Source organism: Sphingobacterium alkalisoli, assembly GCF_005049105.1.
In the GTDB taxonomy this organism is placed as follows: domain Bacteria; phylum Bacteroidota; class Bacteroidia; order Sphingobacteriales; family Sphingobacteriaceae; genus Sphingobacterium; species Sphingobacterium alkalisoli.
This window is the reverse complement of record NZ_SUKA01000002.1, coordinates 474,102-488,399: the sequence shown is the minus strand read 5'-3', so window position 1 is coordinate 488,399 and position 14,298 is coordinate 474,102. Positions and strand designations below refer to the sequence as shown.

Below are 14,298 nucleotides of genomic sequence, written 5' to 3'. Positions count from 1 at the left end.
TTATGAAAACTAGATTCCATATTTTTAGTATTCCACTGTATCTTATCGTGCTTTTGATTTCGTGCAAAAAAACAGCAGACGATATCGCAGTGAAACCCGATCTATCGGTCGACATCGTGCTCCATCAGGCCATCCCCGTATCCGTGACCTCCAAAGATAAGATCGAATTCGATGTTACGGTCACAAGTAGCTCATCAGCAGTGTTAAAAACCGGCATCTTAAGCCTGAATGGAGAAGAGCTACAGCGTGAAGAAGCTACATCGGCATCGGAGATCACGATAAAACACAGCTATCAGGCATTGGACACCGATGTCGGCAAAAGCTTAATCTTCCATTTGCGTGTGGATGATGAAGACGGAAACACCGCAAAGAAAGATTTCACGATCTATGTACAATCCGCCCCAGCAGCGATCACTTTTACCTTGCCCGAAGATAGACCAGAAGAAATTCTGGATAACGAGACGGCCACGTTCAATATAGCAGTTGCTTCCGAGTTGGATCTGAAGTATATTAAGACTTCTTTGGATGGTACAGAGATAACCGCACTCACGCAGGAAAGTTTTGCCGACCCAAAACTGGCAGATTACCGTTTTGATTATACCCCTACAGCAAGCGATATCGGGAAAACATTGACCTTCCAACTCGAGGTAATGGATGTGTTAGGCAATGTCGTGCGTCAAGAATTTCAATTACGTATTGTCCGCAGTAACACTGTAGACTTCAAGAACTTTTTTGATATAAATCTTGGTGCCCAGCGCAGTACCGCCGCAGGCCCATTTTTGAATGCCCATACAGGCGAAGTTCATGTACCTTCTGGTGTAAGCCAACAAGCAGCACAAATTGATCTCGTGACATTTTATAGCGGATCCACATTTAGTTACAATATCACTTCCCCTACATTAGCCTCTGTTGCAGACAATATTTATACTGTCGCGCTATTTGGTGCTGATGCCATGGCCAACTGGAGCGTAAGAAACAGTACACTTATCAAAAAAATCGATCTCAGTAGAACCGAATTTGATGCGATCGAATCAGGCGCGGCCATCGAAAGTCTATACAGCAGTTCGAGTGTAGCGCCATCCGCAACATCAGGAGCTATGGCCAACAATGCCGCTATCGTCTTCATGACGGCACAAGGTAAGTATGGGGTGCTGTATGTTAAATCCAGGACAGCTAATAACAACACCGGTGTATTAACCGTTGACCTTAAAATTCAGGACTAACTGAATAACAACCGAACCGATCCCCTCTAAAATGGGATCGGTTCATTGTACCATTAAAAGCATTAGCTATTCATAGAAAGATAAAAACAAAGGATGAAAACAAGAAGAAAAGGGTTGCTTGTGAGTTTGCTCTTGAGCACCCTTATGAGCATATCCCAATCACTGAGCGGACAGGTAGTTCCCCCCTTATACCTCCGTCCAGATATTCCCATAGAAGAGCGTCTCAATGACCTAATGGGTCGTATGAACTTAGAACAAAAGATTGCGCAGATGTGCCAATACGTTGGGCTCGAACACATGCGCGATGCCGAAAAAAACATCTCCGAAGAAGAGCTTTTGCATGGTCATGCACGCGGATTCTATAAAGGCTTGCATTCCGAAGGTGTAGAGCGCATGGTCAAAAAGGGTGAGATCGGTTCTTTTTTGCATGTGCTGGATGTCAACGAAGCCAATCACCTACAGCAGTTGGCCGCTCAGAGTCCGCTTAAGATCCCGTTATTAATTGGAATTGACGCGATCCACGGCAATGGCCTCGTACGTGGCAGCACCATATACCCATCCCCTATCACGATGGCCTCCTCTTTTGCGCCAGCCTTGGTTCAAGAATCCTATCGGCAAACAGCCAAAGAAATGCGTGCTACCGGATCACACTGGGCCTTTTCTCCAAATATCGAGATCGCTCGCGACCCACGCTGGGGGCGCGTCGGCGAAACATACGGAGAAGACCCCTATCTCGTTACGCAGATGGGAATAGCCGCCGTAACCGGCCTGCAAGGAACCCTATGGCACACGAGTGAAAGTGTGTTGGCCTGTGTCAAACACCTTGTTGCAGGCGGCATTGGAAACAATGGCACCAACGCCTCTCCTGTTGAACTGGGAGAAGGAGAATTGCGAAATGTATTTCTCGAACCTTTCAAGCGGGTCATTCAGCAGGCTCAACCGTACACCCTCATGCCTGCCCACAACGAGCTGAATGGGATGCCGTGCCATGTAAACAGTTGGCTAATAAACGATATTATCCGCAACGAATATGGATTTGAGGGGTTTGTGGTCAGCGATTGGATGGACATGGAAGCAGTTAGTACCAAGCACCGTCTAGCCGAAGATCTCAAAGAAGCCTTCCGGCTAGGTATAGAAGCCGGTGTTGATATGCACATGCATGGTCCCATTTTTATGGATGAAGTAAAATCTTTGGTTCAAGAAGGAAAAATAACCACCGTACGTATTGACAGTGCCTGTGCGAAAATCCTTCGTGCCAAATTTAAGCTCGGTTTGTTTGAAAACCCCTATGTCGATCCAAACACTACCCAAGATGCTCTGTTTACGAATGTTCATCAGCAGACGTCATTGGAGATTGCACGCAAAGGAATTGTACTCTTACATAACCAATCTAATGTATTGCCTTTGACCACACAGAAACGGATACTGGTTGTTGGTCCAAACAGTAACAATCAGGCCATGATGGGCGACTGGGTTTTCGATCAACCACAAGATCAGTTCACCACGCTATTGGCAGGCATACGCAATCAGGCAGCAGGTATAGCAGTAGATTACGTAGATGTCGGGTGGAACCTTCGGGCGTTGGATGCCGATTCCATTGCCAAAGCGATCCAACTAGCTTCAAAAGCAGATATCGTCATCGCTGCCGTTGGCGAAGACTCCTTCAGACAACATTGGAAAGAAAAAACTGGCGGTGAAAACCGAGATCGTATGGATATTAGCCTCTGGGGTATGCAGCAAGACCTACTTGAAGGCCTTAAATCCACAGGAACCCCATTGGTGGCCGTACTCATCAATGGCCGACCTCTCGCCACGCCCTGGATTGCCGAGCAGGCAGATGCCGCCATAGAAGCTTGGGAACCCGGCTCCCACGGAGGTCGTGCTATCGCTGAGATATTGTTCGGCAAGGTCAATCCAAGCGGAAAATTACCCATGAGTATTCCCCGCCACGGTGGCCAAATACCCATTTACTACAATCATAAGCCCTCCCAATTTGCCCATGCATTTATCGATGGTCCGAAAGACCCTCTTTATCCCTTTGGTCATGGCCTGAGCTACACCAACTTCAAGTACCATCGTATCGAATGTGCTTCACACATTACCTTACAAGACAGTCTAAAAGTAGCTATTGAAGTTGAAAATAGCGGCCAGATGGATGGTGAAGACGTTGTTCAACTTTACATCCGTGACGACTATGCAAAGACAACCCGTCCAGTGAAAAGCCTATGTGGCTTTCAACGTATAGCGTTGAAGAAAGGAGAAAAGAAAACAGTATATTTTACCTTACACAATGAGGTATTTCACTATTATGATGGCCGTGGCCAATACACATTTGAACCGGGAAGTTTTACCCTGATGGCAGGTGGAAGTTCAGCACAAAAAGATCTTTTACACCGCAAACTCATGGTTTCACATTAAAATACACCAAGATGAAATATTACATTATTCTTTCCACGATAGCATGCAATAAATCTAATAAAATAGTATCTTAACACCATTAAATACAAAATATGATGGAATTTCTTAATGGCATCAATGCCTTAACGCTGGTCTTTGTTGCGCTACTCCTATTTGCGATAGCCTATCGATTCTACGGTATATTCATCGCCAGCAAAGTTCTTCGCCTCAATGACAAAAACACAACACCTGCGGTGGAGTTTGCCGATGGGCACGATTATGTCAAAACGAATAAGCACGTTCTGTTTGGCCATCATTTTGCTGCCATAGCCGCAGCCGGACCGTTGGTAGGTCCTGTTTTAGCTGCCCAGTTCGGTTATCTACCTGGCGCCATATGGATTTTGATCGGTTGCGTACTTGGAGGTGGAGTACACGATATGGTCGTGCTGTTTGCCTCCGTTAGGCACAAAGGTGAAAGCTTGGCCTCGATTGCGTCCAAAGAGATAGGCCCAGCAACGGGTACCATCGCCGGTGTTGCCGTGCTTTTTATCTTGATACTTACGCTGGCTGGATTATCGCTTGCCTGCATCAGTGCCATGCATGAAGCCTCCTGGTCACTGTTTACCGTCATTATCACCATGCCCATTGCAATAATCATGGGACTGATCATGCGATATCGGCAAAACAGCATCACCTTTGCCAGTATTCTCGGTGGTGTGCTATTGTTGATCGGGATCTTTGCCGGGCATGATCTGATGGGCTACGAACACATCAACAACCTATTCCACTGGGATGTGCATACAATATCTATCGCTATTGCCGTTTATGGATTTGTAGCCTCTGTATTACCGATCTGGCTGCTGTTGGTACCGCGAGATTACCTTTCCACTTACCTGAAAATAGGCACCATATTAATGCTGGCCGTCGGTATTCTATTTGTGCATCCCACATTGGAAATGCCTGCGCTAACCTCCTTTATCCATGGCGGAGGTCCCGTTATTGGAGGTCCAGTGCTACCCTTTATCTTTATAGTCATTGCCTGTGGAGCCATTTCAGGATTCCATGCCGTTATCGCTACCGGCACCACACCAAAAATGCTAGCCAATGAAAAAGAGATCCTTTTTGTCGGTTACGGCGCGATGCTTGTCGAAGGTTTTGTTGCGCTAATGGCACTTATTGCCGCCTGCACCCTGATGCCCGGAGACTATTTTGCCATCAATACACCTATCCATAATTATGCGGACTTCTTAGCGGCGCATCCAGATCTCCATACAGTAGACCTCCAACATTTTATAGAAAAGATTGGGATTGATCTTCATGGACGTACAGGTGGAGCAGTATCCCTTGCTGTAGGTATGGCCCATATATTTGACAATATACCATTTATGGATGAGCTGACGGCCTATTGGTACAATTTTGCCATTATGTTTGAGGCTGTCTTTATCTTGACAGCCATAGATGCTGGCACACGTGTAGGAAGGTTCTTTCTACAAGAAATGCTTGCAGGCGTTATCCCTCAATTTAAAAACAAAAATTGGGTCCCGGGCATACTGATCAGTAGCTCCTTATTCACTTTCTCATGGGGATATTTGGTTTACACTGGCAATGTAAGTAGCATATGGCCACTTTTTGGCATCAGCAATCAGCTTTTGGCCGCCTGCGGTCTCATTGTATGTACCACGATGCTTATACGGATGAACCGCGGAAAATATGCGTTATTTTCTGCCATTCCCGGTGTATTTATGGCTCTCATCACCTTTTGGGCAGGTTACATCCAGGTGAAAGACATGTATTTACCCAATCAGCAATACCTATTGGCATCCTTAGCCGCTATTGCTATGTTACTCATGCTCATCGTATTTATTGGTGCTTTCCGCAAGTGGTACGGGCTGCTTAAAACCAAAACACTACACATTGATATGTACGGGGAAGAGGTAAAAGAACTAGTCGAACGGTAATTCATAATATCTCCTTCCTTTCAACCGTGAAGGGATTAACGCAAAGACAGGGGTTTATTAACAAAATCGTCCATATTAAAGATCAAAATCCCGAGAAATATACTCGGGATTTTGCAGTAATCTGTTGTCAACTCCAAACATATACCTCCGTTAACTCCGCATGTTCGGATTAGCTAAGGATGCCCTCCGCCGCCCGCTGCACCATAGATTTGTCCGGTTGAATAGCTGCCACTGTTATCGGCCAACTGTACAAATATAGAAGCAAGTTCAGCAGGTTGTCCAGCGCGTCCCAGCGGTGTGTCACCACCAAACTCTATCAGCTTGTCTTGCTCCTGCCCTCCACATACCTGAAGAGGGGTCCATACAGGACCAGGCGACACACCATTAACGCGGATCCCTTTAGGTCCAAGCTGCTTCGCTAGCGATTTTACATAAGCTACATTTGCCGCTTTCGTTTGTGCGTAATCAAAAAGATTTTCCGAAGGATCATACGCCTGTACAGAGGTAGTAGCAATAATGGAGGATCCCGGTGGGAGATGTGGCAGTGCCGCTCTGGTAATCCAGAAAGGTGCATAAATATTCGTTTTCATGGTGGCATCAAAACTTTCGTCGCTGATGTCCATGATTGATAAATTGCTTTTCTGATACCCAGCATTGTTCACCAGTATATCCAAGCCACCAAGTTGTGATACAGCATCTTCAACTAGCTTTTTGCAAAAATCGTCGCTGGTAATATCGCCTGGTATTGCCACAGCTTTTCGCCCTGCATCACGAATCAATGCGATCACCTGCTTAGCATCTTCTTCCTCTGCGGGAAGGTAATTTATTGCTACATCCGCACCCTCCCTTGCATATGCTATGGCGGCCGCCCGGCCTATACCAGAGTCTCCCCCTGTAATAAGCGCTTTACGACCTTTCAGTCGGCCGCTACCTTTATATGATTTTTCACCATGATCGGGTACTGGATCCATCTTTGATGCTAAACCTGGATGAGGCTGAATCTGTTTTTTATAAGGCGGTTTCGGGTGCTTATTAAGGGGGTTTTCCAATATAGGATTATCCGTAGAGCCGGTATATTTGCCAGCGGTACCCGCTAGGGAACTCCCGACTGCAATAGTCGCCATACTCGCTCCCAGACCTTTCAATGCTTTCCTTCGTGTCATACTATTTTCCGTTTTCATGCGATAGCAATTTATACTTTATCAATTAATGAAACTTACAGGCATTACCGCCTGTAAAGGTATCAACGGCTAACGCAGCATAAGGTTTTTGTGGGTATAAAAATTAAAAAAATATGCCTGAGCGCGCCTATTACTACGCAGTAACGGCTATTGCATCCGAATATTTGCAGGTGTAGTGATAGAACGAGGTGTTTTTTCGCTCATAGCATCTATAAAAAGTAAAAACATAGCAACATATAGGTTACTTTTTTATAAAAAATTTATATTTGTCGAAGAAATCTTAGTGAATCAGTTAAAATCCCGACAAGATGGCAATCCACGGCACCAGGATTATGAATAATAAACAGCATGCGTTACAGCGATTACAGCATATTATCTGACGAAATATTAGTTGACCTTATTCGACAACATGACGAAAAGGCCTTTGCTGTAATTTATCAACGGTACAGTGCACCACTCTATGCCCACGCGTATGGATTTGTCCACGATCGCGAAGAAATCAAAGATATCCTTCAGAAAGTATTTGTTAAAATTTGGGATTTGAGAACCCAGCTTCCCGATCAAGTCAAGCTCTCCTCCTACCTCTATCAAACGGTTAAAAACGCGATCATTAATCATATTGCACACAGTAAAGTGGTAGACAACTACCTTGCAAACATTTCCCATTATTCCAAAAATTATATTGCCGACACCGACCATCATATTCGCGAGAAGCAGCTTCAGGAAATAATTGATTATGAAATTAGCCAACTCCCCAAAAAAATGAGGGAGGTTTTTGAGCTAAGCCGATCTCAACACCTCACGCATAAACAAATCGCCGAAAAATTAGGCATTACGGAAAAAACAGTGAAGAATCAGATTACAAATGCATTAAAGCTCTTGCGATCAAAACTGCCTCTATTGCTATTTATTCTTGCAATAATACCCAATGAGTCCTAGTTTTCAAGATACGAAATGAATTTTTTAATTTTTCTTTTAAAAAAGCACATTTTTTATGGGACTAAGACACGAGGTAACTGTCTTACCCATTAGAACAACACAATGAAAACAACGTGGAAGAACCGAATCATCGTATAGATAGCTATTTACTGAAACGATATGCCGCAGGACAGTGTACCGAGGAAGAAGAGGCCTTTATCGATTCCTGGTATATCACCCACAAGCGTAGCTCATCCGTACACGATATTCCACAACAACAACTAGAACACGATTTGGCAACCGTATGGAATCATTTGGAGGCCCACATACAAGAAGAACGTCCTACCACGAGTTGGAAAAAATGGGTGTCTGCAGCCGCAGCTGTTTTGATCCTTGGCGCATCAACCTACCTATACTGGTCATCGGCTAATCAGCCGACATCCGTCACACATTCCGATACCGTCTACGAACCTGTCGACATTGATCAGGCACATTCGGTCAAATACGCTAAAGTAGACGTTGCCCCAGCACAAAGCCAGGCCATTTTAGTGTTGTCCAACGGAGAGAAGGTGCATATCAACAAAAATATGTCCAGAAATAGCCGTACAGATCATGCTGTTGGCATAGATTTAAGCCGCAGTGATCAAATCGTTTATCAGCCGAAACAAAGCGAAACCGGCTCGATCCAGGTATTAACCAATACACTTATCGTACCCAAGGGAAGCGTTTATACGATCATACTTGCGGACGGAACTAAAGTATCCCTGAATGCAGACAGCAAACTCGTATTTCCGATACAATTTAGCGGGAAGAAACGCGAAGTATATCTCGAAGGCGAAGCCTACTTTGAGGTGAGTAAAAAATCGGTAACCGACGGCGATATAGCCTTAAAGCAGGAATTTATTGTGCACGCCGGTCCATCCAGCATACAAGTATTGGGCACCAAGTTTAATGTTAAGGCCTATAAAGAAGAGAACACCAGTAGCATTACACTCGAAGAGGGTGCTATTTCCCTTACAACACCCCGTACATCGAGCCCGTTAGTCTTAAAACCCGGACAGCGCGCTACCAATCACCTCAACGAATTGGTTGTGGAAGAAATAGCATTACATAAGGAGCTTTCCTGGAAGAATGGCGATTTCTATTTCGAAGCAGCTACCATACAAGACATCATGCGTCAGATCTCACGCTGGTATAATGTGGAGATACAATATTTAGGTGAAACCGGCCAACAGCAGTATATCAGTACAATTTCGCGTACCAAAACACTTAAGGAAGTCCTCGAAATACTGGAAACAACCACCGGACTTAGATTCGATATTCAACAAAAAGGAAACGAAAGGAGGGTGATGGTAATACCTTAAACACAATATAAATAAGTGTTTTCGGGAAAAACTAGGAGCGCAGCCACGCCCCTAGCGCCAATTTCCGGAATCACGATCAGTAGTTACGACAAATTATGAATAACATGACATACCTCTTCGTTAGATGGGATGCTTATGTCCAAAAATCGGTAAACAAATGTATCAATATTTTTCAGTTAATGAAAAGCAAAACACGTTTCAATCAACCTCAGAAACCACTGTCTTTTCAACATTATTTTTTAAATTGCTTATGCGGTTTCACCTTTTCTGCATTTTGTTTTTGGTTTTGTTTTTACAAACAGCAACAGCGCTGCATGGCCAAAATAAAATCAATTTACATGTAAAAGCTGCTACACTCGAAGAAGTATTGCAGCAGGTCAGGGCACAAAGCGGGTATGACTACGTTATCCGTCCCGAGCACAACAAAAAATTCACTCCGGTTACCTTCCGTCTTTCGGATATGGAGCTGTCTACTATGTTGCAGCTTTGTTTTCAAGGACAACCTTTGGGGTTCGTCATTCAAAACAAGACTATCATTGTTACCGACACCCAGCAAGAAAGGACCATTACCGGTGTAGTTACTGACTCCCGGCAAATCCCGCTCGCGGGTGCATCCGTAAGAATAAAAAACACAACCCTCGAAACGAGAACGGACGACAAAGGTGTATTTACATTAGATAATGTACCATCCAGAGCCATTTTAGAAATTAGCTATGTAGGTTACGAAGTTCGTCAAATCGACCTTAGTGCTACCGACGCCAAAAATCTGGGGCCACTTTTTATACTCAAGCAACAAATCGCATCACTCCATGAAATCACGGTGCTTGCCAATACTGGATACCAGAAATTAGATCCAAGCAAAGCAACGGGGTCGATGATCGTCATCGACGCAAAGAAAATCCAAGAAAGTCCGGCTTTGAGCTTAATGCAGCGCCTTGAAGGGCAGATATCGGGTGTACAGTTTAACATGAAGGACAATAGACTGATGGTACGCTCGCCAAACAATTTTTCTTCTGGCTCTTATGATCAACGTAGTTACAGCAGTCCCCTGATTATCATTGACGGCTTTCCCGCAATGGAACAGCAACTCAGTGCCAACCCCACCGGAGCGGGTCGCTTATACGCAACCAATAGCAGTGCCAGCATTTTAAATAATTTCAATCCGGATGATATCGCCAGTATCACCGTATTGAAAGATGCTGCTGCAGCCTCTATCTGGGGATCCAGAGCAGCCAATGGAGTCATCGTTATCGAAACGAAGGCGGGGCGAGGCGGAAGGAATACAATCAATTTTTCATCCACCTTCGGCACCACGGCCCCACCCAATCTGAACAATCTGCGCACCATGAATGCCGCAGAATATATTGAATTTGAGAAAGAACTTTACGACAACAAGTTCTATCCCGATCCAGCTACAGGCTGGCGCTATGGTAACCTTACCGACGCCCTGAACACCATGTTTCAAGCCGAACGCGGCGAAATAAGCATGGCAGAGCGTGATGCTGTATTGACAGAGATGGGCACACGAAACAACCGAAATCAAATCCGGGATAACCTTTTACAACATGCTCAGACACAGCAATACAACCTGTCCTTCAACGGTTCGGTTGGAGGCGCACAATATTACGCCTCTGTCGTGCATGCCAAAGACCGCCCTATTTATAAAGAGAACAGTGCAAGCAATACTTCGCTTACGTTCAATATCAACAATGCATATTTCAATAACAAGCTAAAGGTATCACTTGGATTAAACCAGACCATCCAAAAAAGCACCGTCAATGATGCTGCTATAAACGCCATCAAGCCAGGCACTTACGGATTGAGACCCTACGATATGCTATTCGATGCCAACGGCGATAGCAAAGCACGTTACTACATGTTTACGCCGGCAGTTACACAAGAGCGTTTCGAAAGCCAGGGCTACCTACCCTGGACCTACAATCACATTGAGGAGCTGCAGTACAATAACGACCAGTACGATAATAACCTAACACGTATCACCGGTAGTTTAAACTACAAAGCACTTTCTTGGCTTAATGCATCACTTTCTGGCTCTTATCAACGTGGATTACGCAACATGGAAAGCCTACGCGATAAAGAAAGTCATGAAATGCGGAGCCTGATCAACACCGGAACCACTATAAAAGATGGAAAGCTCGTTTACGGCGTTCCGATGGGTGGCAAATTTGTAACTTCCAACAACAAATCAGACGAGTACTCGATACGTTTTCAGTTGGATGCCGCAAAAACATTTAACGAAATCCATCATCTCGATTTATTTGCCGGTAGTGAAATCCGTCACATGGAAGGAATGGGCTATTTGCAGACCCGCTATGGCTTTGACAAGGATACGTATCAATCCGTAGCGCTCAATCCAATTGGCGAATACCTTACGATATACGGGTACAACCAGCGCTTCAATATACAAGACGCACCTATTAATATCTCGCGTCAGCGCTTTCTAAGCTATTATGCCAATGGAGGTTACACCTTAATGAACCGGTATTACCTTACCGGAAGTGTACGTTTTGATGATGCAACCCTCATTGGGGTCGATCGGGCTAAGCGGGCCAAGCCTTTCTGGTCGACGGGTATACGCTGGGATATCCATCAAGAAGCTTTTATGTCTGATCTGACCTGGCTGGATCAATTGTCTATCCGCTCCAGTATCGGAACAGGTGGCTCGGTACCGACACAGGGTACATCGTTCACGATTTATCAATCCGCTACCCCCGATCCATATACACAACTTCCAAATGGATACTTCACCGTACCTGCAAATCAGATGTTAGGCTGGGAAACCACCCGGTCATTCAATACCGGACTCGACTTTTCCCTATTCAAGAGCCGGTTCGGTGCCAGTGTAGATGTATATAGCAAACGTTCCTATGGCATTGTTGCCAATGTCCCTTACAATTCCACCTACGGCTGGTCGTCGCTTAGCTTTAATACGTCCAATATGAAGAGTAGCGGTATCGACGTACAAGTACAGGGAGATGTCGTACGCAATAATCAGTGGAAATGGCACAGCAGCATCAATTTTGCATACACTACCAACGAAGTGACCGATAACCGCTTTCCAAATACGTCGAATACGCCAAGTACAGCATCGTCTGCCATTGAAGGCTACCCCATAGACCAGATGTTTGCGTACAGGTGGGCCGGGCTCGACGACAAAGGACGCTCGCAAATTCAAGACTTGAATGGTAATATCATCGATGCGGATGGTTCGACATTTAATTTCACGCCCGAAGACTTACGTTATATGGGACGTTTAACCGCTCCGTATTTTGGTGGATGGAGCAACAATCTTTCATACAAAAATTTCACTTTTACCGCACGTGTTACAGCTAATTTTGGACACAAAGTGCGCTGGAGAGAAGTTAATTCTTCACAGTACCCCAATAATACAGCAGGATTCAGTGGTTTCCTTTCCAACAGCAAAGCGCTCGTAGACCGGTGGCGTCAGCCCGGTGACGAAGCCACAACCAATATACCGGGTGTTGTCAACACCAATTTCAATAGTATCGACCGATTTGCGTATGCAGACATCAATGTCATCGATGCGAGTCACATCCGGTTACAGCAGCTTTCTTTGAATTACGATTTCCCAGCGCAGCTCCTTAACCAGAATAGAGTAATCAAGTCGATGTCTATTGGCGTGACCGCCGCTAACCTGGGTATATTATGGAAAAAATCCGATCTGGATATCGATCCCGAGTATATGTTTGATGGGCAGTATCAGAGCATGCCGCCCGTAGCGAGCTATTTATTCCGTCTCAATGTTGGATTTTAATTTGTCAAAATCATGAAAAAAACCTTAAGAACCCTAAGTTTTGTTGTTCTTGTCCTCGCTACTGCAAGTTGTAGAGATTATGTAGAGATCGACCTTGTCGGACAACGTGAACTAAAATATACCGACGACTACCAAAGTATACTCAACACCAGCTTACAAGTGGAGCAATCCTTTTATTACCCTATTTTAGCGAGCGACGATATCTACTCTGCAGATGAAACCTACCTAAACCGGCTGTTCGTAGCAGATGCGAATGCCTATACCTGGCGTAGCGATATCGTTGGAGACAATGCCGAGGATACGGACTGGTCAAAGCTGTACAACCAGATTTATAAATTCAATTTGATAGCAGCAGAGGTAACCGATAGCCAAAATGGTACTGAAAGCCAAAAGAAAAACATTCTGGCACAAGCAAAAGTACATCGTGCCCTTAACTATTTCTACCTCGTCAATATCTATGCGAAACAGTATGATCCGAACACAGCTGCTAGCGACCTAGGTGTACCGCTATTGACCACCCCAGATCTATATGCCCGTCTTGATAGAAAGTCGGTGCAGGCGATCTATGAACAAATCATCAGCGACCTCACCAGTGCTATGCCCGATTTATCTGTAAAAGCGAATGTTAATATTTTAGCTTCCCAGGTTGCTGCCAAAGCCATATTAGCCCGGGTATACCTACAGATGCGGAATTACGACATGGCCTTACAGTATGCGGAAGAAACACTAGGCATTCAAAGTGGACTCGTTAACCTTAATCAGTACATTGCAGCACCCAACACGTATCCGGCAACCCTAAATGATCCTGAGGAAATATTTATCAAGACACCGGGCAACAGTTACCCTACACTAGCCCTTAATCCTGAACTATTAGCTTTGTTTGAAGAAGGCGATTTGCGTAATGAACTATTTACTGCAGAGGGGTCAGCCTTCGGCACGTGGAATGCATTTGCCGGGAAGGGTTATTGGAAACACCGTATTATCAGTCAGAATGGAAAAGTTACCAACGGACCAAACGTTCCAGAAATGATGCTGATCAAAGCCGAAGCCCTAGCACGTAGTGCTAACCGATCTGCCGAAGCCATTACGGTACTTGATGATCTACGCCGCACGCGCTTCCGGCCTGAAGACTTTACCGAATTGTCGTCAAGCGATCCCACCGAAATTCTGCATCAAGTTATTGCGGAGCGTCGGAAGGAGCTTATGGCCAAAGGACTTCGTTGGTTCGACCAAAAACGCTTGGCAAGAGAAGCAGGCTTTATTACCACGCAGACACGTACGTACAAAGGAGAAACCTACACATTGGAACCCAATAGCAATAGATATGTTTTTCCTATTGCAAGCAAGTATATCGTACTTAATCCAGAAATCGAACAAAATCCGAGGTAGTCAACGCCCATGTAAATCAAGTCAGAACGGTGCTTCTTAATGTGCACCGTTCTTTCCTAGACAATGCATCTA

The 14,298-nt window shown here is 44.9% G+C and carries 8 protein-coding genes; 7 read left to right on the top strand and 1 reads right to left on the bottom strand.

The window, feature by feature from the left end; genetic code table 11:
* Positions 1 to 2 precede the first annotated feature (2 nt).
* From FAZ19_RS07760 to FAZ19_RS07750, 3 genes are all read left to right on the top strand, one after another.
* Positions 3 to 1,223 carry a hypothetical protein gene (locus tag FAZ19_RS07760; protein WP_136820148.1) on the top strand — a complete coding sequence of 407 codons (1,221 nt, stop codon included), beginning with the start codon at positions 3 to 5 and terminating at the stop codon, positions 1,221 to 1,223.
* 93 nt (positions 1,224 to 1,316) lie between these two features.
* Complete coding sequence (locus FAZ19_RS07755; protein WP_169305604.1) at positions 1,317 to 3,641, top strand: glycoside hydrolase family 3 N-terminal domain-containing protein; 2,325 nt, start codon at positions 1,317 to 1,319, stop codon at positions 3,639 to 3,641.
* A gap of 92 nt (positions 3,642 to 3,733) precedes the next feature.
* Positions 3,734 to 5,578 carry a carbon starvation CstA family protein gene (locus FAZ19_RS07750; protein ID WP_229707391.1) on the top strand — a complete coding sequence of 615 codons (1,845 nt, stop codon included), beginning with the start codon at positions 3,734 to 3,736 and terminating at the stop codon, positions 5,576 to 5,578.
* 173 nt (positions 5,579 to 5,751) lie between these two features.
* Here FAZ19_RS07750 and FAZ19_RS07745 read toward each other — a convergent pair whose 3' ends face one another.
* On the bottom strand, positions 5,752 to 6,759 hold the full coding sequence (locus FAZ19_RS07745; RefSeq protein WP_136820147.1) for an SDR family oxidoreductase: 1,008 nt from the start codon (positions 6,757 to 6,759) through the stop codon (positions 5,752 to 5,754).
* A 348-nt stretch (positions 6,760 to 7,107) separates the two neighbouring features.
* Between FAZ19_RS07745 and FAZ19_RS07740 the strand changes: the two genes are divergently transcribed.
* The 4 genes from FAZ19_RS07740 (at position 7,108) to FAZ19_RS07725 (ending at position 14,226) form a co-directional block, all read left to right on the top strand.
* The gene (locus FAZ19_RS07740) at positions 7,108 to 7,698 is read left to right on the top strand and encodes an RNA polymerase sigma factor (RefSeq protein WP_136820146.1); all 591 of its coding nucleotides are present in this window, start codon (positions 7,108 to 7,110) and stop codon (positions 7,696 to 7,698) included.
* Positions 7,699 to 7,811: 113 nt separating this feature from the next.
* Positions 7,812 to 9,041: a FecR family protein gene (locus FAZ19_RS07735; protein ID WP_136820145.1), complete on the top strand. Its 1,230-nt coding sequence runs from the start codon at positions 7,812 to 7,814 to the stop codon at positions 9,039 to 9,041.
* A gap of 286 nt (positions 9,042 to 9,327) precedes the next feature.
* Positions 9,328 to 12,837, top strand: coding sequence for a SusC/RagA family TonB-linked outer membrane protein (locus tag FAZ19_RS07730; RefSeq protein ID WP_169305603.1), 3,510 nt, complete (start codon positions 9,328 to 9,330; stop codon positions 12,835 to 12,837).
* Positions 12,838 to 12,849: 12 nt separating this feature from the next.
* Positions 12,850 to 14,226, top strand: a complete 1,377-nt coding sequence (locus tag FAZ19_RS07725; protein WP_136820143.1) for a RagB/SusD family nutrient uptake outer membrane protein — start codon at positions 12,850 to 12,852, stop codon at positions 14,224 to 14,226.
* Positions 14,227 to 14,298 lie beyond the last annotated feature (72 nt).

Bases quoted from the DNA above. Each gene is read 5' to 3' on its own strand.
- FAZ19_RS07745 (WP_136820147.1), bottom strand. From the start codon at position 6,759: ATGAAAACGGAAAATAGTATGACACGAAGGAAAGCATTGAAAGGTCTG.
- FAZ19_RS07760 (WP_136820148.1), top strand. From the start codon at position 3: ATGAAAACTAGATTCCATATTTTTAGTATTCCACTGTATCTTATCGTG.
- FAZ19_RS07740 (WP_136820146.1), top strand. From the start codon at position 7,108: ATGCGTTACAGCGATTACAGCATATTATCTGACGAAATATTAGTTGAC.
- FAZ19_RS07755 (WP_169305604.1), top strand. From the start codon at position 1,317: ATGAAAACAAGAAGAAAAGGGTTGCTTGTGAGTTTGCTCTTGAGCACC.
- FAZ19_RS07725 (WP_136820143.1), top strand. From the start codon at position 12,850: ATGAAAAAAACCTTAAGAACCCTAAGTTTTGTTGTTCTTGTCCTCGCT.
- FAZ19_RS07750 (WP_229707391.1), top strand. From the start codon at position 3,734: ATGATGGAATTTCTTAATGGCATCAATGCCTTAACGCTGGTCTTTGTT.